Genomic DNA, 26,530 nt, shown 5'->3' with positions numbered 1-26,530 from the left:
CGCTCGACTTGCATGTATTAGGCACGCCGCCAGCGTTCGTCCTGAGCCAGGATCAAACTCTCCAAGAAAGTTGATTAGCTCATAAAATAAAACGTTGGCTCGTTTCAAAAGAAACGAATATTATTGTTTGTTGACGTTTTTGTTTGTTTAGTTTTCAAAGAACAATCATTGCTTGTTTCATCTACTAATCTATTAAATTAGCGACGTTTATTATCTTATCATTACATTTCAACCTTGTCAACAACTACGAATTATTTTTTAATAAAACTTAGCAGCTTTATTAATACATTTCGCAACAGCGACATTGAATATATTACTACCCAAAACAATTTTCGTCAACTACTATTTTTCATTTTTTTCACACATATATTACATTATAGAAGAGCAAAAAATTATTCAATTTTTAATTTGGCTAAAAGATCTCCATCCTAATGCGATTCATGGTTTAGATTCACTATTATAGGAAAAAATACTTTAGTAATTCGTTTTCAAAAGGAGTGGTGATAAAGTGAATTGGCATCTTCAAAAAAAGGAAGAAGACCAAGGTTTGGTTACCCCAATAGAACAGGAGCAAATAGAAAGATCAGGTCAAAATGAAAAATCGCCTGAATTTGATGAAATTGGAACCGCCCTTAATGAAATCTAAGCATAATAAAAAAACCTTTGCAAAAAGAGAATACTTCTCTTCGTGCAAAGGTTTTTTTATTTTCTAATGGCCTTTAAAACGACAGCTTCACCTTGAAAGGAAATAACTTGATTGCTCTCTATTAAAATGCGAAATTTTTGTTTTACTTTTGGTGAAGCATTTATGATGTATTGAGCTAATTTTTCTTTTTCTGTTTGTGAAAGATTCATGCGGTTGCACCACGATTCAAATTGGAAGGTTTTTTCGAACCGGTGCCATTCAGTTATTTCAAAACTGTTTACTTCAAGCATTTGAAGCCATTCTGATTTTTTCCATGCCCGATAATGACTGTAATCACGCCATTTTTCAATCGTATTATAGAAGTCATCAAATTCTTCTTCTTCAGGTGTGACATTATCATCAAGCAAAAATTGGCCATTTGGCTTTAACACCCGATATACTTCGTTAATAAAACGTTTTACATTCGGAAAATGATGCGGAGCTATTCGGCATGTTACAAGATCAAACGATTCATCTGGAAATGGAAGATTTTCTGCATCGCCAATAATGAAGTCAACATTTTGATTGCCATTTCCTTTGATAAAGTTTTCCGCCGCCGATAACATTTCCGGAGTCAAATCAACGGCCGTCACTTTTTTTACAAAGGGTGCAAATGAGTTGGCCGTATGACCGCCGCCCGTGGCAATGTCAAGCAACTCATCCTCCCCATTGAGAGAAGCCATCTCTAATAATTTCTGGAGGTCCTTCCCTTTTTTATGAATAGAACTGCTAACATATGAATCGGCGCTTTTTCCAAACTGCTCCTGAACATCTTTTTTAATATCCATTTTAGATTCCCCCGTTCTTTTCTGTGTTAAATTAACTATAGAATATTTAACTCATAATGAAAATTACGGTTTTTTTATGCTTTATTATAAGAAAATGTTATGAAAGGACATTAATGAAGTTCAAGTACTACTGGACAATGGTCGCTGCCCACTATCTCAGAATGGATTTCTGCATGTTTCAATTGCTCACAAAACGTTTTTGAGACGATAAAATAGTCAATCCGCCAGCCTATATTCCGCTCCCGCACTTTGGCCATATAAGACCACCAAGTGTAGGCACCTTCTTGGTCCGGATTAAAGTGGCGGTAACTATCGACAAACCCCGCATTCAATAGCGTAGTCATTTTCCCTCGCTCTTCTTCGGTAAATCCCGAGTTCCCTACATTCGACTTTGGGTTTCGCAGGTCAATTTCTTGATGAGCGACATTTAAGTCCCCGCAGAGAATGACCGGTTTAATTTTATCTAACTCTTGTAGGTGATTAAGGATGCGATCCTCCCATTCCAAGCGGTAACCGATTCTTGCCAAATCACGCTGGGAATTTGGGGTATACACATTGACCAAGAAAAAACGTTCAAACTCCAAGGTAAGGATCCTTCCTTCGTCTTCACTTTCATCCGTTCCAACTCCATATTGGACGGAAATCGGTTCTATTTTCGTAAAAACAGCAGTTCCCGAATAACCTTTTTTAATCGCATAATTCCAGTATTGATTATATCCATCTAATTCCAGGCTAATTTGCCCTTCTTGTAATTTCGTTTCCTGGATACAAAAAATATCCGCATCCATTTGATGAAAATATTCTAAAAACCCTTTTTTGACACAAGCTCTAAGACCGTTGACATTCCATGATATTAATTTCATATCTCTATTCCATCTCCCTTGATGCCTAAATTTATAGTTTGATAGGTGACATTGTACCAGAAAATTTGACTTCAGCAAAAAAGGCAGTCTGCAGCTGCCTTTAATTTGGAACAAAGTTTTTTTCAATTAGTTTTTCAGATAAAAGTTCTGAGACTGGGACGATTTTAATATGGCGTTTCTTAAATTCGTCCATTGATTGAAAAACCCCCACTGAGCATACCTTACCAGTCACCCCCACATGTCCAATGGCAATTCCCTTGCCTTTAATTTCTGTTACCTTGGCAAGACGGATCATCTGTTTGTATACATGGGACGAAGACGAAATATCATCAAGGAAAACGTCTCTTTTTAAAAGAGGAACACCGAGTTCATTTGCAATCTCTGGGAATTTGGATTCAGGGCTCGTCCCGCTGTCGATAATATAAAGTTTATTTTCTTTTGCCACCTCAACAATTGCCCGTACAATTCGTTCGTTTTCAACTGCCAATGAGCCCATATGATTATTAAGTCCAACTGCATAGGGAACAGTCTTTATCGCTTCTTTTACCCGCTGCCTTACTTGTTTTGCCGTAAGGTCAACCGTAATCGGCTTTGGACCTAACCAAGACCTTTTGCCCCTCTTTGGTTCCATTGGCAAGTGAACCATCACTTCAAAACCATTTTTATGAGCCCACTCTGCATGCGCTTTCGAATTTTCAGTAAATGGCATTACTGCTGCAGTAATCGGTATATCACCTTCTAAAAAGTCCCTGACTCCACCCGACCCGCCTCCAAAATCGTCGATAATAACAGCTGCCTTTAATTGCTTGGCTTCAGTATTTTCAGCTGAAGCTTTTTGGTTAAGTGAAAAAAGCAGAAACGGGATGAGAATAAATATAAACTTTTTCATATAGACCCCCAAAAGTAAACTTTTTGAAGATATTTTCCCCAATGTACTCACAAACATTCCCAAACAGAAAAAGAGAGCCGATTGGCTCTCTCCTAATTCTTACTCTTCATCATATACCTTAACTTCTTGCATTTTGTCGCCATTTCTCATCGATTTTGCTGTTTCTAATCCGGAAGTTACTTGACCAAAAACAGTATGAACTCCATTTAAATGCGGCTGAGATTCATGAACGATGAAGAACTGGCTTCCACCAGTGTTTCGTCCTGCGTGAGCCATTGATAAGGCGCCTGGTACGTGTTTGTGAGGATTTCCTTCTGTTTCACATTTAATGGTGTAGCCAGGTCCGCCGGTTCCAGTTCCGTGTGGGCAGCCGCCTTGACTTACAAACCCTGGGATAACACGATGGAAGTTTAGACCATTGTAAAATCCTTTATTAGCTAATGTTTCAAAATTCTCCACAGTACCCGGTGCTGCTTCAGGGTATAATTCAAACTCAATTTTCTCGCCATTTTCCATTAAAAAATGTCCTTTTTTAGCCATTTCAAACACTCCTTTATGTAAAAAATCATATTCATCATACACTTTTCGAAAAAGAAAAGAAAGTATTGGCAATTGTAAGCATTATATTTTCTCCGTGTATGTGATAAAATAATGGTGAGCCCCTGCCGAACATTTCGCTTGTTGCGGGACACTTAACCACTGTACGGACGGCAGGGGCCGATGGTGCACTTAGTGGCATCATGAAAGCTGGGATGAATCGTCCCGGCTTTTATTATTTATGTTTTTCCATCCACATGTAGCATCTATAAATAATGGTTAAGAAAACTAAATATCCAACAAAGGTATAAAAATGCTTCCATGCCTCCGAGTGAACAAACAAGCCTAACTCCTCCGCTAATTTTTCTAAAATCGGCATAAGGAGGCTAACAAATAAAATGACACCTGCTTTTCCCCATTTATTTACTTGTGATAAACAATATAAAACCACCATTACCAAAATTGGCAGTCCCGCCAAGGTAAACGCAATATTGATGGAAAATACCTCAGGCAAGGGCCTTTGAGGAAATTGGTACAATCCTTTTCCAACAAAATAAAGATCTAAATATGATCCAAGCAATGACGCTAGCACTGCGCAGGCCATAAAATGTTTATTCCATAAAGTTAATCGCTTTTTTCGCAAGGGCCGCAAGCTCGAGCCGTTCAAGTGTTTTACAGTATTCATTCACAATCTCCCCATTAATAATTTCGGTCTCCTCTGCTAAATAATCAGCCACACGGTAATCACGAAACCAATCCCCTTTTTCAGCTTCATTATGCGTCACATTTTTCCAAGCGTTTTCAAGGGTTGGACTGTATATTTTTCGTGCCCCGCTTTTTAACTGACAGGATTTTAATCGAAGTTGATAAGCAAAACCAGGAATTCCTTCATTCACGCTGTTAAAAATATCAGGCCAGTAATCTTTTCTTGAACTGGTATGTGGAGTTCTTTTTGCCCATTCCACCGTTTGCTCTAAATGGTCTTTATCTTTAAAAAGAATGGAATATAACCTTTTTCCAAGTAAAATCCGTTCATTCAGAGATTCAAATTGATGAAGGGTTTGCCCGCAAAGGTTCTTTTTTCCATAAGGAAAGAGAATGTGATTAAAGGAAAGCCAATCCTGGAGAAGAAACTCAAATTTGCTTAATACTTCTTTTTGATAAAGCGGATTTTTCACCACTCTTTGTTCTAAGTAACTCTGCTCATTGATGACCATCGCAATTGCAAGAATGTAAGTGCATTGCTCCCTCCAAAAATGATTCCAAATGGTCTCCATGAAAGTGGATATATTTAAAGAAGGAAGCAAGTGAAATAATGGTTTATTCTGCCTTACGCTTTCTTCATAAAGTAAAAATTGCGGATAGACGTCTTGAAAAATCAGCCAATTCCCTCGTTCCAAAAAAGTAAAAAAAGTTTCCCTATCTTTTCTTGCCATCAATCGGACAAGAAATTCACCTTTTAGATCGGTCATGTTGTAGCCGCCATTTCGGGAAACCATGTGGCCTAAAAATGCCCAATGGATTTCCGGATGCTGCAGATAAAAATCAAGGTAAGCTTTCGTCCTTGTTACATTGTTGAGATTTTGTTCCGCTGTTTTGCTTCTTATTTGTTCTAAAAAAACTCTTTCACTCTTCGATATTTGTTTGGAGGAAGATGGAGATTTGATTTTCCTTCTTAATTCGTCTCGGATGCTTTCCAATGGTGTCTTTTCCCGATTCCTTATAAAAAAAATAGCTCGTAACCTCCCTTATGAATTCTCATCCTCCGATACGAATATGTATAGATGAGAATATTTTTATGGGAGAGGAATGATGATTTCAGATGTTGGAGACTAGAAAAGGCATTGAGTGGCTGATCGAAATGCTGAGAAAAGACCAATCTCCCGATGGTTCATGGAATTATCCATTTGAAACAGGCCTTTCAACAGATGCCTATATGATTATTTTATTACGGTCATTGGAATTAAATGATGAGGAATTAATACAAGGGCTAGCGAGGAGAATTTTAAGCAGGCAGGAAAAAAACGGTTCGTGGAAGCTATTTTACGATGAGGGTGAAGGGAATCTATCGTCAACCGTAGAGGCATATTATGCGCTTCTTTATTCGGGATTTTACAGTGACGAAGACAAACAGCTGAGAGCTGCTAAAAGGTTTATTTTAGCAAACGGCGGCTTGGAAGATGTCAGTATGTTTACAAAAATCATGCTTGCTTTAACCGGTCAATACAAATGGCCGGCATTTTCACCGTTGCCGATTGAAGTGCTTCTTTTACCGCACAAATTTCCAATCAATTTTTATTCCTTCTCCGTTTTTGGCAGAGCAAACCTGACTCCGATTATGATACTTGCTAGTAAGAAATTTTCAATCATGACTGAAAAAAGCCCGAATCTTACTGATTTGCATTTACATCGGTATAGTGAGGACCAATGGGTCCGCTCCTCTGAGTTAAGATCCCTGCTATCTGTTATTGAAGATGGGGTCAAAAGCTTAATTGGTCTACCCGAACAGCTTCGTAATTTAGCGATTGAACGGGCGAAAAAGTATATGCTTGACCACCTTGAACCAGATGGCACGTTATACAGTTATTACAGCTGCACCTTTTTGATGATTTTCGCTTTACTTTCTTTTGGATATAAAAAAACAGATCCTGTTATTGTAAAAGCTTTAGAAGGAATCCGCGCAATGAAATGTGAAATTAATGGCTTGCCTCATATGCAATATACCACCGCGGATGTGTGGAATACATCGTTAATTAGTTTCACCTTACAATCAGCAGGTGTTCCTCCTGAAGATTCGATAGTAACAAAAGCCAATGATTACCTCCTTAAACGGCAGCATAAAAAATTCGGAGATTGGGTGATTCATAACCCTTCTAGCCTGCCTGGCGGCTGGGGTTTTTCCGATGTTAATACCATTAATCCGGATGTTGATGACACAACCGCTTCGCTCAGATCGTTTTCAAGAAGCTTACCAACTGATCTTGCAGCTTGGGAGCGGGGAATCCGCTGGGTTTTATCGATGCAAAACGACGATGGCGGCTGGGCCGGCTTTGAAAAAAATACGAATACAAAGGTATTTGAATTTTTACCAATTGAAAAAGGAGAGTTTCTATTAACAGACCCAACTTGTGCAGATATTACCGGAAGAACCTTAGAATTCTTCGGGAATTATACGAATCTTCCACATGATCATACCGCCATCCAAAAAGGCGTAAAATGGCTTTTTAAGAATCAAGAGAAGGATGGCTCCTGGTATGGCCGCTGGGGAATTTGTTATATATATGGGACATGGGCTGCCGTTACAGGATTATTAGCAGTGAATGTACCGAGGAGTCATCCTGCTATTCAAAATGCCGTTAAATGGCTGCGCAGTATTCAGAATGGAGATGGCGGCTGGGGAGAATCTTGCCATAGCGACAACAAAAAAATATATGTCCCTTTACGCGCAAGCACCTTGACACATACAGCCTGGGCCCTAGATGCTTTGATTTCTGTTTCCGAAAAAACGACCGCAGCTATTGAAAAAGGAATTAAATATTTACTAGATTCGTTGGAACAATCAGATTGGACCACGGACTACCCTAAAGGACAAGGAATGGCGGGCGGTTTTTATATTCATTACCACAGCTACCGTTATATTTTTCCGCTATTGACTTTGTCCCATTATCATAAGAAGTTCGAAAAATGATAATCTAAATAAAACATCGACGGTCAACTTTAACCGTCGATGTTTAATTCAGATAGGATTTTATATATCTCAACGATTTCTTCAAGCCGCATTCTTACTAATCCACTTGAAGACGGTGCTACAAAATCAATCGTCCCTGGCACAACAGCTTCTTCTTGAACCCCCCAGGGGGCCGCTTTACGTCCACTATACTCCTGATAAACGCCTTTCCCAACAAAACAAACTATTTTCGGCTTAAATTTAGCAATCTTCAGTTTTAAGATTTCTCTACCCTCCATGTATTCTTCCTTCTTTATTTCATCCGCGGCCTTTGTCGGTCTTTGAACAATATTCGTGAATCCGTAACCTAATTCTAAAAGTGTATAATCTTCGGCAGCCTCATATTTCCGAGGGGTTAAACCTGCTTCATAAATAATTTTCCAAAAACGATTATTGGGATTGGCATAATGGTGACCGAGATCACTTGAACGAATACTTGGATTAAAACCGACAAATAAAATCTTTAAATTTTCTTTTAGATGATCGCTTATTGGGTTCATTTCATTCTCCTTGATGGTAGATAATCTCATTTTATCAAAAAATTCGTTTATTTCTCTACTTTACGGACCGTCGTAATGACACAAGCAAATAACCCAATAATCGAAACAATTCCAAGTGAGTAAAGAAGCCTGGCATCTTTAAGAAGTAATAATCCAGTTGTTATAATAACTGCATCTATTGCTAAACAAATTACCCCAACATTCACTTTAGTCTTTTTTGCCATTAAAAGCGCAAGCAAATCCATCCCGCCGGGGCTAATATGATTTCGCAGCATAAAGCCAACACCAAAACCAATAACAACCGCTCCAATAATAATACTGCTTAAAATAGGCAAGTGAATTCTTCCATTTAATGGTATTAGAAAATCAAGCATAAATCCAGATACCAATGCCCCCGCTAAACCGTTCACAAAATAATCAGGTTCATATTTAAAGGCATAGATGTAAACGGGAATATTTAAGAATATAAATGTGAGGCCAACTTTTAACCCCCACAAATAATTGGCCAAGAGACTTATGCCAAAAAAGCCGCCATTTATCAAATGAAAAGGAAGAATAAATCCGTTTACCCCTATTCCGATCATGGTGCTCCCAAAGCCTAGAATTACTATTTTTTTTAACATCCAACCATCCCTTGTCCCATTTCTTTAATACCACTTATATGTTTAAAAATGAGACTTCATTCGGAAGGATTAATGTCCGCTGCTGATTTATTAACACTGTTGATTGGAGCGGAAGGCACGAAGACTCCTGCGGGAGTACGGGGCTGGGGAGACCCCACAGGCGCATAAGCGCCGAGGAGGCTCCCCGGCACGCCTTAAGGTGCGCGAAGTACCTGGAGCGCAAATCAACAACCAAGTTTAACAGATCAAGCAAAAAAAATCAGAGCCCCATAGAGACTCCGTTTTAAGCAGCAACAATCCGCTTTTCCTTCGATTTACGATATTGCTTTACAATCGAAAGAAGAATCGTTAATATAGGCAGAATCCATAAAAAAATCGCATACGGTAAATAACCAAGTAACGGAATCCCGACAATTGTGCTGCACATAATAGCTAATACACTCCATGGAACCATACCCGGAAAGAGCATCGTCGAATCCCCCATTACCCTTGCTAATTCTTCATTTCCGTATTTAGAAGACCAATGAGGTAAAAAGGACCTCCCAGTTAAAATGATAGGGAGTGTTTGATTAGCCGCAACGAATGTGATAATCAGTGTTGCGATCAGTGTTTTTACAGTATCGCCTATTAAGGACCTTGAGGATTTCAGCCATTTATCTAAATAAGGCTGTATGACATTCAATTCCTCTAACAAGCCATTATAAGCACCTGCCAAAGCGAGAAACAGCAGCAATTCGTACATATGAATTAAACCGCCGCCAAGGCCATCAATGCCATGCCAAAAGGCATTTACTAATTTGGAAAAATGAGTTCCCTCTGCTAAAGCAATAACGGCTGCCGATAGAATACTAGATATAAATGCATAAATTATACTTATTCGAAAAAGAACCAATATGATTAACACCAATGGTGGGGTAAACTTAATCCAAGAAAGCTGATTCCAGTCGAAATGCGCCGGATTAATTTTTCCATCCCCATAACTTTGTAAATCGAAGAAAGCATAAAAACAAAAGGAACCGAGGACAGCGATTATCGTTGACAAAAGCATAGACTTCCATTGCTTTTTAACAGTCAGTTCAACGGTGTGGGATAGAAGTTGATGGGCACTAGAAAACGGCGAAGTCCGATCCCCTACAAAAGCACCTGAGACTAATGCTCCCGCCACAACTTCTATTGGTAAGTGCAAAACCATCGCTGTACCCAATATCGGAACTCCAATGGCACTTAAGGTTCCAACAGTTGTCCCAAGAAGCATCGAAAAGACGAGAGCAACAAGAAATGAGAGAACCAAAAAATGCTGTGGATTAATAAAGTTAAGGGCCACTTTTACCATTTGACCAATCGTTCCCGATAAATACCAGGACGGAAGTAAAAAACTAACAAGGAAGAGAATGATGATGACAATTCTGGTTTTGTAAACTCCGTTAGAACTAATTTTTAGTGTCTGCTTTATTGACATGCCTTTTTGGATTGCTAAATATACCAAAACAAGAAAACCTGGCATAAAACCAATAACAAGCGGCTGATGGTAAATGATTGAACAGACCACTCCTAATATCGTCGTGATTAGCAGAAAAAGAACTTGGAAGATAGAAAAATTAGAAACCATTTCAAAACCACCTTTAAAAAGAAAACCCTACACAATTATACGGAAAACTTCTTATTTAGAGAAGCCTATTTTCCATAACAAAAAAAGAGCCGCTTTTAAATACGGCTCGACCAAAGATTGTATATACACTTGCACATTCTTTACCAGTCTGCTGATGTTATACAACTTCATCCAGCTGCTGATAGAGCTGTTCACGCTCAATTTCTAGCATTTCTAATTCAGAATAAATTCTTTGCAGTAAAGAAAGATCACTTTCTGATTCCATTTGTTTTTGTAACAAATGGATATTCATTTCGATTTGTTCGATCATTTCTTCAAGGTCATCCAAATTTTTCGGCTTTTCATTTATAATTTCCTTCATTTTTCTCAAAGGAGGAGCTGGGACAGGGATAACGGCTGAATCACATACGTAGGCAGGTAGCTTTTCTTTTGCCCAATCATAGTTCCCATCGAAAAAGTGAACAGTCCCATTCTGCAGCCAATAAATTTTATTAAACAGTTTGTTGAGAAAATAACGATCATGGGAGACAGCTAAAATAGTGCCGTTAAATTGTTCAAGCGCTTCCTCCAAAACCTCACAGGAATCAATGTCCAAATGATTAGTCGGTTCATCCAAAATCAAAAGGTTAATATCTTGGTACATTAGCTGTGCAAGACGAAGGCGCATTCTTTCTCCGCCGCTTAATTGCTTCACCTTCCGGAAGACCGCAGGCCCGTAGAATAAGAATCTGGCTAAGATATGACGGGCCTCACCTTCATTCACTTTGACTTCAGAGCGGAAAACATCAATCAGTTGATCATCGCCAATATCAGCAAATACATGCTGCGATAAATAGCCAATCTTCACATTACTACCTACCTTAACAACACCATTATCCGCCTCACATTCTTGTAAAATCATTTTTAAAACTGTCGACTTTCCTGTCCCGTTTTCACCGACAATTGCCGTTCGATCCTTGTATTGAACAAGCATGTTTACTTCATCAAAAAGCCTGCGGCTGCCAAAGCTTTTTGAAACATTCTCGAGGATGATGACATCTTTTCCACTCCGGTCATTCGCTTCGAAATCAATTCCCATTTTCTTAACTTCCATTTTCGGACGTTCTAATTTTTCGATGCGATCAAGCGCCCGCTGCATATTAGTCGCACGCTTATGAAGTGCAGCGCTTGGAGGATTAGAGCGGTTAGCCCAGTCCCGCAGCCGCTTTATGGCTTCCTTCATCTTTTTAATTTTCTTCTGCTGCTCTTGGTACTCTTGGAATTCTCTTAACAGCCGTTCTTCTTTTTCTTTGACATAGTTACTAAAATTCGTATGGTATAAATCAATTTCTCCATCTTCCATCTCAAAAACCTTGTTGACTACTTCATCTAAGAAGTACCTGTCATGGGAGATAAGAATAATTGTGCCTTTGTAATCCTTTAAGAAGGAGCCTAACCACTCAATAGCCATCAAGTCTAAATAATTGGTTGGCTCATCAAGTAATAATAATTCTGGATTTTTCAATAAACTCAGACCAAGACCAACCTTCGTTTTCTCACCGCCGCTTAAAAGTGAAAAAGGCTTCACAAGTAAATCCGAAATATTTAAGCCATTCGCCACACGGTCCATTAGAGCATCCATCTCATAGCCGCCATTTAAAATAAAATCATCCTGAAGCATTCCATACTGCTCAATTAATCTTTGCAATTTTTCTGGAGCCATTACCTGCCCCATCTCTAGCTCTAATTGTTTTAACTTCGCTTCCATTTTTGTTAATTGTTCGAAAGCCGTTTTCAAAACTTCCTTAACGTTCAGGTTCTCGAAATCAGGAATTTGTGCCAAGTAGCCGATTTTGAGTCCCTTTTTCCAATGAATAACTCCCTCATCAACAGTTTCCTGTTGGGCGAGTAATTTTAATAAAGTAGTTTTGCCGCTGCCATTGCGGCCTACTAAGCCTATGCGGCTGCCTTCATGTACCTCAAAGGATAAATCTTTAAAAATCATATTTCCGCCAAACGATTTCGATATATGGTTAACACTGCAAACAATCATGTTCATTCTCCTTTAATTAAAAATTCGATGAACACATCTAAATATAAAAAAGCCACGGGCATCTATTCCTCCCGCAGCAGATAAAAAGGCAAATAAAAAGAGTGCGTCTGCACCCTCTTTATACCAATATATTGTGGGTAAAGAGATGTGTTATCGTTCAAATTTCACTATGCAGTTTCGAAAAAAGGGCAGACTACCCCCTTGGACAACTGCTTTATGAAAAATTGCACGATAAATATTAAGGGCTTCAAGCCATAACAAGCGTGCAAAAATTGAACGTTTCATCTCTTCCCCACCTCCGTTTCTAATCAAGTTATTTCCATTGTAATTTTTCCCTTAATGATTTGCAAGCCCCAATTTTCTGATTTAATGGAGATACTTTTTACGAGTTCCAAACCTTCTCCGATAAACAAACTTCCGCAAATCCTTATCCTTAATATTCCCATCATAGATTAAAAAAAGCAGTGATTGGAATTCAGGATACCACTCCTTTACGAAAAGAGCGAACTCCTTCCGTTCGCCCTTCATTATATTCTTAAATTCCTCATCGTTCAAAATTTGTTTTAGCTGTGTTTCATAATAAATCTTGGTATCTTCCCACTTTTCCTTGCGATTCTCCAAAATATCCTGGGCATAAATCGGTAATTTCTCAATCACGAGATCAATATAGCCCTCTGACCACATTAGCATTTTATCCTTTTCAGGAAGCTCAAACACCATATTCATCAGCTCAATATCGTCTGCATGTTCACTGGCTGCATATTTACCAACCCGATTCATTGTCACACCTCTTAAAAAAATCTTTGGTGTTAACTTGCCTCAAATCAGTCTGTTGTATTTGAGGATAATTTTACTTTTAAGGTTTGCAGTTTTCCATCACGATACACTTCAAATTTAATTTCATCTCCAATCTTTACTTTCGTATATAGATATTTTCTTAATTCGGAGGAATTAGCAATTGCTGTTCCATTCATGGAAACGATTAAATCCTTCGGCTGGAATCCTGCTCGGGCCGCAGCTGAATTCGGGTCAATATTCATGACTAGCACACCTTTATTGACATTATTAGGAAGGTTCTGGTAATACATTTGTGGAACCTGATCCAGGTCCGCTAATCCGACACCAAGGTATGGACGATCAATTTTCCCATTTTTAATTAATTGATTCACAATTGGGATCAAATCGTTACTTGGAATCGCGAATCCTAATCCTTCCACCCCGCTCTCAGAAATTTTTAAGCTATTGATTCCTATTACTTGACCGTTTGGATTAATTAAAGCACCACCGCTGTTTCCTGGGTTGATGGCAGCATCTGTCTGGATTACATTTGTATCCCAATTTCCGGCTGAGGTCGATACGGAAATGCTGCGGTTGGTTGCACTGACAATACCTTGTGTAACGGTTCTGGACAAATCAAGCCCCAGCGGATTTCCAATCGCATATACTTGGTCGCCTGGACGAAGTGTCGAGGAGTCTCCAAAGTCAGCCGTTGCTGTCACATATTTTGCATCAATTTTTAAGACGGCAAGATCGGTTAAGGCATCCGTACCAACAACCTCTGCCGTTGTCTTCTGACCATCATATAAGGAAATTTCAAGCTTCGATGCCCCTTCTACAACATGGTTATTGGTTACGATATAAGCGATATTATTATTTTTTTGAAAAATAACCCCGGAACCTGAGCCGCTTTCCACGCTTTGAGAGGAATTAGGGCTGTCGGAGAAATTATTTTGTTGCTGCTGATAATTAACAATTCCAACGATCGCCTTCGATACTTTTTCAACCGTATCCGCAATGGAACCAGTTGTCTTGACTGTTGGCTTTGCGGAAACCTCCTTAACCTGAGTGTTCGAATTCGAAGCTGTAACAGCTTGGTACTGATCAGTACCATAATAGTTTTTTAAATAATCTGTATGTGGCAGAATAGTTAACGTCAAAACCGATCCGATTACACCTGCGGCGATAGTAGTGGCAAAGCCCTTCACATAGCTTTTTTTATTTTTATCAGTTTGGACTGCTGTACGTGTTTGACCTGCCATTACATTTTCTTTGATTTCTGTATTTTCATCCTTTTTCTCAGATGCTGCTGACTCTTGCTCCTCAACAGGGAAGGTAGCGTCTACTGATTGGATTCGTTCTTCCGCCATATTTGGTAATTCGGTATTGTTATTCTCAGTTGATGAATGGGTTTGATCTTTTTCGAATTCATTTGTATCTTTAAATTCCATTTCAATTCCTCTCCTTTAGGCTTGTTCTTTATCTTAATTCCACTTTAAACGACAAATCTTAAGAAATTATTAACAAACTTTAACGAGTTTAGGAAAATTATAAGAAAAAAATAAAAAAAGCCCGACAATTGCCGAGGCTTTTTTAATTATTTTTGAATTGTATGACGAATTTGGTTCCTTTTCCTTTTTCACTTGTAACATTAATTTCACCATTATGAAGTAGGACCAGCTGTTTTACGATTGAAAGACCTAGGCCGAACTCTCCATATGGGTTGCTGGTCCGGGAAATATCAGCTTTATAAAACCGGCGCCAAATATTTTCAACTTCACTTGGATCAATACCAATTCCAGTGTCTTCCACCTCTATAATCGTGGAGTCATCCTCGTAGCGGCCCTTTAACCAAATGGTACCATCCGAGGTGAATTGGATGCTATTTTTGGTAATATTAATTAAAATTTGGATTAAGCGATCATAGTCGGCATTGACAAACACATCCGGATCAGCCTCTACGACAATTTGATTCTTTTTTTCCTCCGCCTGGAGGTCTAATTGCTCTTGAATAATTTCGAGAACTTCCAGGAGCTGGATGTCTTCTCTAAATAACTGGATTTGATTGGAACGAATTTTATCATAATCTAAATTTTCATTGACTAATCGAATCAGTCTTTTGGCCTCTTGACTAACGAGGTTGATGCCCCGCTCTTTATCTTCCTCTGGAATCATATCATTTTTCAACCCTTCAACTACACCGCTGATGGTGGTTAGAGGCGTACGCATTTCATGCGAAACATCGGCCATAAATTGCCGTCGCCTGTTCTCCAAACTTTCGATTTCCTCCATGGAAGCATTAATTTTATCCACCATATGATTAAAATCATTGGCTAATTCTCCAATTTCATCAAAATTAGAAGAATGTACATGAACCTGATAGTGTCCAGCAGACACAAGTGAGGCAGCTTCCCGCAGCCTTTTGATGCGAATAACATGTATTCGTGACAAAAACCAGCTTTGTAAGAAAGAAACACCAAATGCAATTAAAATCGTATATAATAAAAATTTATTAATTTGATGGATCATAGCACTTGATCCGCTGATTGGGGAGGTTAATAAAATTCCTCCATAAAATTTCTTATTTTCTATATAGGGCAATACGACAAATGTTACTCCATCCTGACCAAATCTTCTATAATCAATCGGAATGATGATTGTTTGACCATTTTTTATTTTTTCCCATTCGGATTTCGATAAGCCTTTTATAGTAGGACCATTTTTACTCACCAAATATAAATTGCCATCCTGGTCAAACATACTAAAGCTCATTTTTCTGGCTGCCAAAACACTGCTATATCGATTGATGGTCTGGTCGGTTGCGTATGGATTCTCTTTTATATCTTTTAATATCGCCTTACCGTATGAACTCAGCTCTTCTGCTTTGTTCGAATACACCAAATTTTCAACATAGTGGGCAAACAAAATACTCAATATTAAAAATGCGACAATGATAATACTGATATGGCTGAAAAACTGCTGGTAAAAATACCTAAATTTCGTCTGCTTTAATTGAGTCATCGAATTTATAACCTACTCCCCAAACAGTATGGAAGAATGGCTGCGAGGTGGTTTCAACCTTTTTCCGCAACCGTTTAATGTGAACATCGACGGTACGTTCATCACCATAAAATTGGTAGCCCCAAACTCTTTCAAGTAATTGCTCTCTTGAGAATACTTGGCGGGGATGTTCCACCAAATAATACAATAAATCGAATTCTTTTGGAGTCAGATTTGTAATTTGTGAGCCATCTATAATGACCTCTCTTGTCGTTTTATTCACCTTAAAATGTTCGGTCTGCAGGAAATCATGGCGCTCATTTGGCACTTGTGCTTGAAAGCGGCGGGTTACCGCTTTAATTCTCGCCATTAATGTAAGTGGACTAAATGGTTTGGTAACATAATCATCTGCCCCCATTTCAAGACCAAGTACTTGATCTGACTCACTATCCTTTGCCGTTAACATGATAATCGGAACGGTATACTTTTCCTCTCTGATTTTGCGGCAAATGCTGACACCGTCCATACCAGGCAGCATCCAATCCACAATCAAGGCATCCCAAGTGCTTTTTTTAAAACGGTTATATCCTTCAATTCCGTCATTGACAAATTCTCCATCGATTCCTTCTTTTGCAAAAAACATTTCAATCATCGAGCAGACACTTTTATTATCTTCTATCACTAATATTTTCAAAATAACGTCATCTCCTTGCCTAAAAACTGGTCTTTCTCCTAGTGTAATCGAAATTTTTTACATATCAAACGTTCTGCCCAATTCTTCTTTACTAATTAATATTTTGTTCATAGTTTATTAATATTTTCAGAAACAAAAAAACCTGGACTTTTGTCCAGGCCCTTTTGTTTTATTAAAAACCTTTGCTGGTGCACCTGCAAAAAGTTCTACTGCATTGACTCCTGTTATTACGGTTCCAAAATCAATTTACCTTGGGTTTTTCTCGATTGCAGCAAAGTATGGACTTTGGCTGCCTCATAAAGTGGGAATACCCCGCCAATTGTAAGCTTAAGCTTCCCTTGCCCTAAATAAGACAATAATTCTACCAAACTTGGCTGCAGCAATTCTGGCTTTCTCATAATTTGAGGCAGAAAGAATCCAATGACCGATTGATTTCTAGCCATTAAAGAAGAAGGATAAAATTTAGGCTGTTCACCGCTGGCTACCCCGAAAATTACAAGACGGCCAAACGTGGCGAGGCATCTTACGGTTTTATGAAAAATCTCCCCGCCAGCCATTTCTAGTGCAACATTTACCCCTTTTCCGTTTGTTGCCTCAAGCACCTGCTTTTCCCAGTCCGATTCTGTATAATTAATAAGAACATCCGCACCCATTTCACGTGCCAGCTCTAATTTTTCAGCTGAACTGGCTGTTGCGATGACCTTTCCAGCTCCAAAAAGCTTGGCGAGCTGTACAGCAATCGTACCAACCCCTCCTGCTGCTGCATGAACGAGGACACTTTCTCCTTTTTCTAATCGACCCATCGTTTTTAAAATATGGTAGGCACTTAAGCCCTGAAGAGGCAAGGCGGCCGCAGTGCGGAAATCCAACTGCTCCGGAAGTGGAATAAGCGACCGTTCATCTGCTATCGCAAATTCTGCATACCCATTTGATTCAATTAGGGTTACAACTCTTGTACCTGGTGTTACTTTTGTTACCTTCTCGCCCACTTCGACAACCACCCCAGCAATTTCTGCACCTGGAATAAATGGAAGTGGAGTCGGTATGACATACTGCCCCTCCCTTCGTGCCGTATCCGCATAATTAACTCCAATTGCCTTAACTTCGATTAATACTTCATGACCCTTTGGTACCGGTTTTTCCAAATCTATTAATTTAAGTACCTCAGGTCCGCCGAATTCTGTTAGTTGAACTGCCTTCATCCTACATTCCTACTTTCCTTTAAATGCTGGTTTTCTCTTTTCTTTAAAGGCCGTGATGCCTTCCTTATGGTCCTCTGTTTCAACCATTAACACTTGAATCAGGCGCTCCTGCTCAAGAATTTCTTCTAATGAGGAAGTGAATGCTTGATCGACTAATTTTTTCTGCTTTCCGAATGCTTTTCCGGCACCATTTGCTAATTTCAACGCAAGCTTTGTCGTTTCCTCCTGAAGTTTTTCTAGTGGGAATAGAAAATTTATGACCCCTAATTGATGGAGCCGTTCAGCTGGAATAGGCTCTGCTGTAAAGAAAAATTGTTTAGCGAGATGCGGCCCGATTAAGCGCGGCAAATGATAGGAACCTCCGCCATCAGAAATCAAACCTACTTGTGAAAAGCTTAGAGCAAATTTACTATCATCTGCTGCAACAATCAGGTCACATGCAAGGGCTAAATTGAAACCAGCACCTGCGGCAAAGCCGTGAACTGCAGCAATAATCGGCTTTTCCGTTTCTTTCATCAATAAAATCAATTCATTGAGTTTACCGATATGCTCATATACTTGCACACCTTTCGCTTGCCCCATGTTTTTAACATCCCCGCCTGCACTGAACGAACGGCCTGAGCCAGATAAAATAATTACCTGTACATCTTCATCATTTTGAGCATTACGTAGGGCATCCTTCAACCCTAAAATCATTTCTGGACTAAACGCATTTAAGCTTTCAGGGCGGTTTAATGTTAATGATAATACAGGACCTAATTTTTCAATTAATAAATGTTCGTTAGTCAAATCTTATCTTCCTCTCTAGTATTTTTTATTTTATCAGCCAGCCGCCATCTACAAGCAAATCAGTTCCCGTCATATAGGAAGCTTCACTTGAGGCAGCAAAAGCAATGACATTGGCAATTTCCTCTGGGATGCCTACTCTTTTTAATGCAGTATTTCTTTGAATGGCTTTTACAAAACGATCATTTTGCAGACCACGTACCGTTAGAGGCGTCTCAACAAATCCCGGTGAGACTGAGTTTACACGTATTCCATATTGCGACATTTCTAATGCGAGTGCTCTGGTAAAATTAATGACGCCTGCTTTGGCCGCACTATAATGAGGAATTTCTGCCCCAGCTTGATGTCCCGATAAGGAGGCAACATTGACAATGGCGCGGTTATGCTCCTCTTTTTTGGCACCTTCAACCATTATTTTTCCTAGGGTCTTTGAAACGAGAAATACGCTTTTAAGGTTTACACCCTGAACCCAGTCCCAGTCCTGTTCAGACATTTCCAAAATATTTCCATGACGAGATCCTCCAGCGTTATTCACGAGGACATGAAGGTCGCCATAATGCTGCTGGACATATTCCGCTAATTCCTCGACATCTTCCGCATCCGTACAGTCCGCTGTAAATACCTCCGCCAATGGAATTCGGCTTTTTTGATTAATTTCAGCGGCAGTTTCTTCAAGCTTGCTTCTCGTTCTGCCGACTAAGATCACCTTGGCCCCTTCACTCGCCAGCCGAATTGCTGCAGCCCTTCCTATCCCGCTTCCTGCACCTGTAATTAGTGCAATGGTTTGTGAAAATCTCATCATCAAGCCCTCCTACAATTCTTCATTAGCAACCATGGTTGCATGCTGAATTAAACCTTTGACGTAATTATTTAAATTGGCAAATCGGCTGTCACTTGTCTGCCCTTTTTTATAACGGAAATAGATTTGCTGGCAAATGACTGCAAGCTTAAAGTAGGCAAACGTTAAATAAAAGTGCAAATTAGAGACATCCCTGCCACTCTTTTTCGCATATAACTCAATGAATTCTTTTCGGGTAAAAAATCCTTCATGAACGGCGGTAACTGGATTCTTGCCATCTCCCTTTTTCAAGGTTTCTGGATCATCTGGAAGATTCCAATAACTCATCGCCGCCCCAAGATCAGCAAGCGGATCCCCAACCGTCGTCATCTCCCAATCAAATAAACCTACCATTTCGGTGAAATTCTCATTAAGCATCGTATTATTCAATTTATAATCATAATGAATAATAGCAGCCTCAGAGTGTTTGGGGATATGATTCGTAAGCCAAAGTTTTAAAGAATCAACCTGTTCAATTTCATCTGTCTTTGCTCTCTCATACCGCCCAATCCAGCCAAGCACCTGTCTCTCCATAAACCCATCAGGCTTACTAATTTCAGTAAGTCCTGTTTCTTTGTAATTAAGAGAATGCAATTTCACTAGATTATCAACCATTATTTCAGAAATTTGTTTGCAAAGTTCTGGTGATACCTTTATACCATCAGGAAAAGAAGTATCTAAAACAATTCCATTCTTTCTTTCCATGATAAAAAAGGTACTCCCGACAATTTCCTGATTATCTGAAAAGAGAATCGGTTTTGGTGCCGCAGAAAAGATGGGGTTAAGCTCGGATAGAATTCTAAATTCCCGCTCCATATCATGAGCTTTCGGTGCAACCGGCCCAAGTGGAGGTCGGCGCAAGACAGCCTCCCAATCGCCCATTTTTAATTGATAGGTCAAGTTCGAGTGACCGGCGGAAAATTGCAAAACCGTTAGCGGCGACTTTGGCAGAGACTTAATATTCTCGTGTAAATATTTTTCTAGTACAGGAAGATTCAATTCTTCCCCTTTTCGAACAGGAATAGTATCTTTATTCATTTGTTGAGGCATATTTTCCCTCCTTACATTTTAGAAAATTCAGACTTATCAGCACATATTTTTCTGCTTATCGATGCTGGAAAACAGGTTTTCTTTTTTCAAGAAATGCTTGTACTCCCTCTTTTATGTCCTCTGTTTGGAAAATTTCTGCAAATAGAGCAGCCTCAAGTTCGATCCCGTCAGTCAGGGACTGGTTTAACCCTTCATCAACTGATTTTTTTATGCGGGAAAGCGCCTGCAACGAATGCCTAGAAATTCTCTTCGACAATTCTTTTGCACTAGTCAATCCTTCACCGCTTGGGACAATACGATTTACAAGGCCGATTTTTTCGGCTTCCTGTGCAGAAATGGGATCGCCAGTAAACATTAATTCCTTTGCTTTCGCTTCTCCAACTAATCTAGGAAGCCGCTGGGTCCCTCCTCCGCCAGGGAACAAGCCAAGTTTGATTTCAGGCAGTCCAATTTGCGCATGATCCTCGGCAATTCGGATGTCACATGCTAGCGCCAGCTCACAGCCTCCGCCAAAAGTTAGGCCATTTAATACGGCAATAGTTGGCTTTGGAAATTCATCAATAAAATTCAATGCAATATGACTGTTCCTTACATTTTGTTTCATATTTGGGTTGCCCATCATTTGCGGGAATTCCTTAATATCCGCTCCAGCAGCAAATGCCTTATCGCCCGCACCCGTCACTAAAACAGCTACAACCCCTAAGTCATCCTTCAATTCTTGAAACGCAAGGTGCAATTCATGAAAAACCTGTTTACTTAACACATTTAACGGAGGGCGATTCAATGTAACAATCGCAATGTTATTTTCTTTTTCAACAGTAATATATTGAGCCATAAAAAGGTTCACTCCTTCTTTGAAATTTTAAAATTCAATCAATACTAACCAGTTAGTATGTTAACTTAGCTAAAAAAAGAGAGAGTATTGCTTTTATAAAACCCTCTCTCAATTTTTCGTTAATTTATTTGAATTCCCTTTAAAATCATTTCGACAAAAATCTCGGCAACTTCACGGTCAGAGCAATTTCCCTCTGGATTAAACCAATGGTAACTCCAGTTGGTAATCCCGAGTATGCCGAAGGCGAGTATCGCTGCATTCAGATCGGGGCGAAATTCCTCTGCCTCCATGCCAGACTTGATTAATTCTTCAATATTTAATCTGAATTCATTTCGTTTTGGAATAATGATGGCTCGGCGGTCTTCACTTATATTTTTCATTTCTCTGAAAAATATCTTTGCTGCCAATCCTCTTGTCTCAATATCCGAAATGAGCATGTATACAACTTCAAATAATTTTTCTTTATATGTCTTGGATTTATCATGAATGATTTTTTCTTGTCGATTCAGTAAATCCTCAATATAACCAAGGTGGATATCCATTAATAGTTCTTCTTTACTAGAAAAATAATAGTAAAAGGTTCCCTTAGTCACCCCAAGAGTATCTACGATATCTTGAATCGATGTCTCACTAAACCCTTTTTTTTCGAATAATCGGATGCTTTGTTCTGTTATTTTCTCTTTCACCTAAATGTCCTCGCAATCTTAAATGTCTACTGGAAATTATACCATATTCTCTATCTCTCCTTTATAATCCATCTTTGAATAATAAGTTTTTTTCCAAGACATTCATTTGGATTATTAATCTGTAGGCATTAAATTGTTTTGTTTAAGTTGTCTGTCGATTTGCGCTCCAGGCGCGAGCGGTTCGGGGAGCCTCCCGCAGGAGTCTTCGCACCTTCCGCTCTAATCAAAAAGTAAAAGATTAACAATGACTTTTATCTTATTTATTTACAGCTTCTTCCCTTAAGGTGCGGCGAAGGATTTTACCGACCCCTGTTTTAGGTAATTGCTCACGGAATTCTACAATACGTGGAACTTTATAGACTGCCAGGTTTTGCTTGCAATACTGCCTGATTTCCTCATCTGTAGCTTTTTTACCAGCTTTTAGGACGATGACAGCCTTTACATCTTCGCCTCTGTATGGGTCTGGGACCCCAATCACAACTGCCTCTTGGACAGCAGGATGTTCGTAAAGTACCTCTTCAATATCTCGCGGATAAATATTATAACCGCTCGCAATAATCATATCTTTCTTTCTGTCAATGATATAAAGGTATCCATCTTCATCAACCTTAGCGATGTCGCCTGTATATAGCCAGCCATCCCTTAAAGTATTGGCCGTTTCTTCAGGCATATTCCAATATCCCTTCATAATTTGCGGGCCTTTGATGATTACTTCTCCAAGTTCTCCGACTGGTAATTCATTCGTCCCCGTTTCCAAATCTACAATTTTGTATTCGGTGGAAGGCACTCCAATTCCAACACTCCCAGGTTTTCTGTCCGCGAATGGAGGGTTACAGTGAGTGGTTGGAGATGCTTCTGAAAGCCCGTATCCTTCCAATATTTTTGCACCTGTTTTGCCTTCAAATTCGCGCATCAGTTCAATCGGCATTGGTGCACTTCCGCTGTTGCATGTTTTAATGCTGCTGATTCCATATTCCTCTGCACGCGGATGGTTTGTGATCGCTACATACATGGTTGGTACACCCGGAAAAGTCGTCGGCTGTTCGTTTTTAATTGTATTTAATACCTCTTCTAAATCAAAACGAGGAAGCATAATGGATTCAGATGCCGTATAAATTGAAAGATTCATACACGAACTCATACCAAAAACATGGAAAAGAGGAATTACTGTTAAACAGCGTTCTTTTCCAATTTGAAATTCATGTTTAAAAAATTCATAACACTGAATGACATTAGCTAGGATATTTTTATGTGTTAGCATGGCACCCTTTGATCTGCCGGTGGTTCCTCCTGTATATTGAAGAACAGCCACATCATGTTCTGGTTCAAATTCAACGGGGAGGACATTGCCGTTTCCTTCTGTCAGAAAGCTTTCAAAGCTCCGATCCGGTGCAAAATCCTGCCCTTCAGGCTGTAAGCTGACAACAATGATATTCTTCAAGTTAGTTTTGGCTTGAACATTCTTTGCCCTTGGATAAAGAGCATCTAAAACAATCATGGTTTCCGCACCTGAATCCTTCAGAATATATTCAAGCTCCCGTTCAACCGACATTGGATTCACCTGCGTTACAATTGCCCCAGCAGTAAGGGCCCCATAATAAGAAACAACATATTGAGGGCAGTTAGGCAGCATAATCGCTACTCGATCGCCCTTTTGAACATGGTTTTGTTGAAGAGCAGAAGTAAAAGATTGAACAAGTTCGTTTAATTGCTGATAAGTAAACTTTTTTCCATAGAAAGATAGAGCATTATTTGTTGGGTATTTTTCCGCTGTTTCTTGAAGAATATGACTTACTGTTTTGTTTGGAAACTCAATCGTTTTTACAATGGATTCAGGATATTGTGCCAGCCATGTATTTGCTTGTGTCATAATTTCTCCTCCAGAAATTTATTAATAGTCTATCTTTTTTAAAAGATTAGACCTCCACCATCAACAGAAAGAGTTGTTCCTGTAACAAAGGATGCTTCATCTGATGCTAAAAATAAAACCGCTTTCGCCACTTCATCAGGTGTCCCGATTCTTCTAAGAGCATTCGCTTTAGAAATAATCGGCCATTTCCTTTCATTCTGCTTCCAGTTGTCAATGATTTTTGTATCGATTACTCCCGGTGCAATGGCGTTTACACGAATATTGTATTTTCCATACTCCAGAGCCGCATTTTGGGTAAGTACCACAACTCCTGCTTTTGATGCATTATACGGGGCCATATATTTTTGACCTTTTAACCCTAATAAACTAGAAGTGTTAATAATCGCACCGCCGCCCGCCTTGATTAACTCCGGAACAGCATACTTAATCCCCAAGAAAACTCCTTTTAAATTTATATCGACTACTCTATCCCACTCTTCTTCCGTAATCTCAACGCTTCTTACCTCTGAATTGCCAATGCCTGCGTTATTGAACATGATATGGAGTCCTCCATAGGCATTTGTAGTAATATTGATTAGGTCTTTAATTTGACCTGAATCAGAAACATCCGTTTTGACAAAAATGGCCTCGCCGCCTGCCTCTTTTATCAGGCTTACCGTTTCTTCTCCCAACTGTGAATCGATATCGGCAACTGCTACTTTAGCACCCTCTTTTGCAAAAAGAATTGCGGTTGAGCGTCCAATTCCGCCCCCTCCACCGGTTACAATTGCTGTTTTTCCTAGTAATCTCATAATTTCTCCAACCTTTCTTTCCAAAATGACTTATTTATATGTAAGCGTGTTCAAAACTACCTACCTTTGTACTAACCGGTTGGTATGTTATGATTTAATTATACCTTCAAAACTTAAATATTCAAATTCTTTTCTAAATATTCTAATAAAATTACTGTTAATATTCAACTCAGTGTACTAAAAAAGGTCGAGAAACATTAAAAAGTCTCGACCCATTGGCTGCTAAAATCTCTTAATTCCTTTCTTTTGCTTGTTCATAACTTCATACGATTTTTCAATTATATCCGTTAAAACATCGCCTTTATAAATTCTACCGAGCTTTAAGCCTTGTTGGTAATACTCAACAATTTCATCCAGCTTTGCAGAGGTATCCTTTGAAATTCTTACATTTAATTGAATTCTTTCGCTTTCGCTCAAGGTAAGCACTCCTATCCTTCTGTTAGCATATTGCTAGCACTGTTCTATTTAAATGATATCTGATGATACTATACTACATTTCTACAAATTTTTCATTATCCTTCCTAAAAAAAGAGAGTGGCTAGTTTTTAGCCCCTCTTCTTTAATAGACCTTTTAATATTGGTTTAATTCACTTTCTGGAGATTGGATGATAATTGGACGCTTTACAGGATCTAGCCATTTTAAAATCGATAACACATTTGCTTGCGCCGTCCCAGTACATCCTAGTGTATAGCTGCTTGCTACATGAAAAAAGATGGCTGAACCCGCACCTGGAATTCTTTCCGCTGTATTGTAATTAATGACAAAGCCATAGTTATAGGCCGAGACATCCATTTTCTCAGCACTGCTCCATCGTCCTTGATTTTCAGAAGCTTTTTGCCAAGTGTTATATAGTGAAGACGTGGAATCGTCTACCCAAACATCATCTGGAGTGATTTGCCGGTACGGTAGCTTAGTCCCCGGGTTTTGATATCGGCCGAATGCTGTTCCTATCGTATATTTTCCTCTTGGTGATTTTTTCGCACCTTCACTCATTACGGTAGCAAATCCTTCTTTCCCAATGTACCCGTCGATGGTTAATTTCTCATACCATTTATTATCTATTTTTTCAAAGGTCCGGATTTTTGCTTTAACCGTGTTATATCCTGTTGTGGTTACGAGGATAAGTTGCTTGTTATCTGAAATCGTTGTAAACTGATCGGCAATCGTATTGGGAATCCAGGTGCCATTTTGATTAAGATAATACCATCTGTCCACATAAACCCACCCTGTTTGCATCGCTCCATATGGATTTAAATAGTACCAATGGTTATTGTGGAAAAGCCAGCCGGTCTGCATGGCTCCCGTTTTCCCGAGAAAATACCTCTTTCCATTGTCATACACCCAGCCCATTTGCATGGCTCCGTTATTGGCAAGAAAATACCACTTTCCCGAATCACGGAGCCAGCCGGTCTGCATGACTCCCCTAGCATCAAGAAAATACCATTTACCGTTATCCAGAAGCCAGCCTTTTTTCATCACTCCGTTGCTATCGAGGTAATACCATTTTCCCTCATCATTTACCCACCCATGTCGCATGACACCATCGCTTCCAAAGAAATACCATTTTCCATTATCATATTGCCAGCCTGTATAATGGGTTCCGTCACTAACATCTGCCTTTGGATAAATGGGGTTAATAATAAGAAATGCACAAATAAACATCAATAAGACTCTGATTCTCACTTTCTGTTACCACCTATCTTAACTAAAAAATCTACTACTATATAATACTAACAAAATTATTAGG

General features: G+C 39.2%; 27 protein-coding genes and 1 rRNA gene. 2 read left to right on the top strand and 26 right to left on the bottom strand.

Features of this window, described 5'->3' with window-relative positions:
* Window positions 1–68: ribosomal RNA gene (locus ACIFOT_RS26185) — 16S ribosomal RNA — on the bottom strand; the annotation flags it as partial.
* Between the two features lie 440 nt (window positions 69–508).
* On the opposite strand from ACIFOT_RS26185, the gene ACIFOT_RS26180 reads away from it, so the two are divergent.
* The gene (locus ACIFOT_RS26180) at window positions 509–646 is read left to right on the top strand and encodes a hypothetical protein (protein WP_430069959.1); all 138 of its coding nucleotides are present in this window, start codon (window positions 509–511) and stop codon (window positions 644–646) included.
* Between the two features lie 56 nt (window positions 647–702).
* On the opposite strand, the gene ACIFOT_RS26175 is transcribed toward ACIFOT_RS26180, so the two are convergent.
* From ACIFOT_RS26175 to ACIFOT_RS26150, 6 genes are all read right to left on the bottom strand, one after another.
* Complete coding sequence (locus ACIFOT_RS26175) at window positions 703–1,473, bottom strand: class I SAM-dependent methyltransferase (RefSeq protein ID WP_430069957.1); 771 nt, start codon at window positions 1,471–1,473, stop codon at window positions 703–705.
* 110 nt (window positions 1,474–1,583) lie between these two features.
* On the bottom strand, window positions 1,584–2,336 hold the full coding sequence (locus ACIFOT_RS26170) for an exodeoxyribonuclease III (protein WP_430069954.1): 753 nt from the start codon (window positions 2,334–2,336) through the stop codon (window positions 1,584–1,586).
* Between the two features lie 100 nt (window positions 2,337–2,436).
* Entirely contained in the window at window positions 2,437–3,225 is a 789-nt protein-coding gene (locus tag ACIFOT_RS26165; RefSeq protein WP_430069951.1) for a divergent polysaccharide deacetylase family protein, read from the bottom strand.
* A gap of 99 nt (window positions 3,226–3,324) precedes the next feature.
* Window positions 3,325–3,765, bottom strand: a complete 441-nt coding sequence (locus tag ACIFOT_RS26160; RefSeq protein WP_289988153.1) for a peptidylprolyl isomerase — start codon at window positions 3,763–3,765, stop codon at window positions 3,325–3,327.
* Window positions 3,766–3,997: 232 nt separating this feature from the next.
* A complete protein-coding gene (locus tag ACIFOT_RS26155) occupies window positions 3,998–4,366 on the bottom strand; it encodes a CBO0543 family protein (RefSeq protein WP_430069948.1) in 369 nt (122 codons plus the stop codon).
* A 7-nt stretch (window positions 4,367–4,373) separates the two neighbouring features.
* Window positions 4,374–5,462 carry a DUF2515 domain-containing protein gene (locus tag ACIFOT_RS26150; protein ID WP_430069946.1) on the bottom strand — a complete coding sequence of 363 codons (1,089 nt, stop codon included), beginning with the start codon at window positions 5,460–5,462 and terminating at the stop codon, window positions 4,374–4,376.
* Window positions 5,463–5,584: 122 nt separating this feature from the next.
* Here ACIFOT_RS26150 and shc point away from each other — a divergent pair, with 122 nt between their 5' ends.
* Window positions 5,585–7,450 (top strand): squalene--hopene cyclase, encoded by a 1,866-nt coding sequence (shc, locus tag ACIFOT_RS26145; protein ID WP_430069944.1) that lies wholly within the window; start codon window positions 5,585–5,587, stop codon window positions 7,448–7,450.
* 29 nt (window positions 7,451–7,479) lie between these two features.
* Here shc and ACIFOT_RS26140 read toward each other — a convergent pair whose 3' ends face one another.
* From ACIFOT_RS26140 to ACIFOT_RS26050, 19 genes are all read right to left on the bottom strand, one after another.
* Window positions 7,480–7,989 (bottom strand): mismatch-specific DNA-glycosylase, encoded by a 510-nt coding sequence (locus tag ACIFOT_RS26140; protein WP_430069942.1) that lies wholly within the window; start codon window positions 7,987–7,989, stop codon window positions 7,480–7,482.
* 47 nt (window positions 7,990–8,036) lie between these two features.
* Window positions 8,037–8,612: a YitT family protein gene (locus ACIFOT_RS26135; RefSeq protein ID WP_430069940.1), complete on the bottom strand. Its 576-nt coding sequence runs from the start codon at window positions 8,610–8,612 to the stop codon at window positions 8,037–8,039.
* 283 nt (window positions 8,613–8,895) lie between these two features.
* Complete coding sequence (locus ACIFOT_RS26130; protein ID WP_430069937.1) at window positions 8,896–10,221, bottom strand: Na+/H+ antiporter NhaC family protein; 1,326 nt, start codon at window positions 10,219–10,221, stop codon at window positions 8,896–8,898.
* Between the two features lie 157 nt (window positions 10,222–10,378).
* The gene (abc-f, locus tag ACIFOT_RS26125; RefSeq protein ID WP_430069934.1) at window positions 10,379–12,253 is read right to left on the bottom strand and encodes a ribosomal protection-like ABC-F family protein; all 1,875 of its coding nucleotides are present in this window, start codon (window positions 12,251–12,253) and stop codon (window positions 10,379–10,381) included.
* Window positions 12,254–12,403: 150 nt separating this feature from the next.
* On the bottom strand, window positions 12,404–12,538 hold the full coding sequence (locus ACIFOT_RS26120; RefSeq protein ID WP_430069931.1) for an RAxF-45 family protein: 135 nt from the start codon (window positions 12,536–12,538) through the stop codon (window positions 12,404–12,406).
* Between the two features lie 81 nt (window positions 12,539–12,619).
* A complete protein-coding gene (locus ACIFOT_RS26115; RefSeq protein ID WP_430069928.1) occupies window positions 12,620–13,033 on the bottom strand; it encodes a hypothetical protein in 414 nt (137 codons plus the stop codon).
* Between the two features lie 44 nt (window positions 13,034–13,077).
* Window positions 13,078–14,481, bottom strand: coding sequence for a S1C family serine protease (locus ACIFOT_RS26110; protein ID WP_430069925.1), 1,404 nt, complete (start codon window positions 14,479–14,481; stop codon window positions 13,078–13,080).
* 142 nt (window positions 14,482–14,623) lie between these two features.
* The gene (locus ACIFOT_RS26105) at window positions 14,624–16,051 is read right to left on the bottom strand and encodes an ATP-binding protein (RefSeq protein ID WP_430069923.1); all 1,428 of its coding nucleotides are present in this window, start codon (window positions 16,049–16,051) and stop codon (window positions 14,624–14,626) included.
* Window positions 16,023–16,724, bottom strand: a complete 702-nt coding sequence (locus tag ACIFOT_RS26100; protein WP_430069920.1) for a winged helix-turn-helix domain-containing protein — start codon at window positions 16,722–16,724, stop codon at window positions 16,023–16,025. The genes ACIFOT_RS26105 and ACIFOT_RS26100 overlap by 29 nt, the downstream gene beginning before the upstream one ends.
* 227 nt (window positions 16,725–16,951) lie before the next feature.
* Window positions 16,952–17,926, bottom strand: coding sequence for a quinone oxidoreductase family protein (locus tag ACIFOT_RS26095; protein ID WP_430069917.1), 975 nt, complete (start codon window positions 17,924–17,926; stop codon window positions 16,952–16,954).
* 9 nt (window positions 17,927–17,935) lie between these two features.
* Entirely contained in the window at window positions 17,936–18,715 is a 780-nt protein-coding gene (locus ACIFOT_RS26090) for an enoyl-CoA hydratase/isomerase family protein (RefSeq protein ID WP_430069915.1), read from the bottom strand.
* A gap of 25 nt (window positions 18,716–18,740) precedes the next feature.
* The gene (locus ACIFOT_RS26085) at window positions 18,741–19,511 is read right to left on the bottom strand and encodes an SDR family NAD(P)-dependent oxidoreductase (RefSeq protein WP_430069970.1); all 771 of its coding nucleotides are present in this window, start codon (window positions 19,509–19,511) and stop codon (window positions 18,741–18,743) included.
* A 12-nt stretch (window positions 19,512–19,523) separates the two neighbouring features.
* Window positions 19,524–20,600, bottom strand: coding sequence for a phosphotransferase family protein (locus ACIFOT_RS26080; protein WP_430069912.1), 1,077 nt, complete (start codon window positions 20,598–20,600; stop codon window positions 19,524–19,526).
* Between the two features lie 55 nt (window positions 20,601–20,655).
* The gene (locus tag ACIFOT_RS26075) at window positions 20,656–21,435 is read right to left on the bottom strand and encodes an enoyl-CoA hydratase/isomerase family protein (RefSeq protein ID WP_430069910.1); all 780 of its coding nucleotides are present in this window, start codon (window positions 21,433–21,435) and stop codon (window positions 20,656–20,658) included.
* A 119-nt stretch (window positions 21,436–21,554) separates the two neighbouring features.
* Window positions 21,555–22,121, bottom strand: a complete 567-nt coding sequence (locus ACIFOT_RS26070) for a TetR/AcrR family transcriptional regulator (RefSeq protein WP_430069907.1) — start codon at window positions 22,119–22,121, stop codon at window positions 21,555–21,557.
* Window positions 22,122–22,377: 256 nt separating this feature from the next.
* Complete coding sequence (locus ACIFOT_RS26065; protein WP_430069904.1) at window positions 22,378–23,991, bottom strand: long-chain-fatty-acid--CoA ligase; 1,614 nt, start codon at window positions 23,989–23,991, stop codon at window positions 22,378–22,380.
* 38 nt (window positions 23,992–24,029) lie between these two features.
* Window positions 24,030–24,782, bottom strand: a complete 753-nt coding sequence (locus tag ACIFOT_RS26060; protein ID WP_430069902.1) for an SDR family NAD(P)-dependent oxidoreductase — start codon at window positions 24,780–24,782, stop codon at window positions 24,030–24,032.
* Between the two features lie 222 nt (window positions 24,783–25,004).
* Complete coding sequence (locus ACIFOT_RS26055; RefSeq protein WP_289988195.1) at window positions 25,005–25,199, bottom strand: hypothetical protein; 195 nt, start codon at window positions 25,197–25,199, stop codon at window positions 25,005–25,007.
* 154 nt (window positions 25,200–25,353) lie between these two features.
* Window positions 25,354–26,466: a cell wall-binding protein gene (locus tag ACIFOT_RS26050; RefSeq protein ID WP_430069899.1), complete on the bottom strand. Its 1,113-nt coding sequence runs from the start codon at window positions 26,464–26,466 to the stop codon at window positions 25,354–25,356.
* Between the last annotated feature and the right edge of the window lie 64 nt (window positions 26,467–26,530).

Source organism: Neobacillus sp. NRS-1170 (assembly GCF_050468025.1).
Note: the sequence above shows the minus strand (reverse complement) of the source record. Positions and strands in the feature narration are given on the sequence as shown.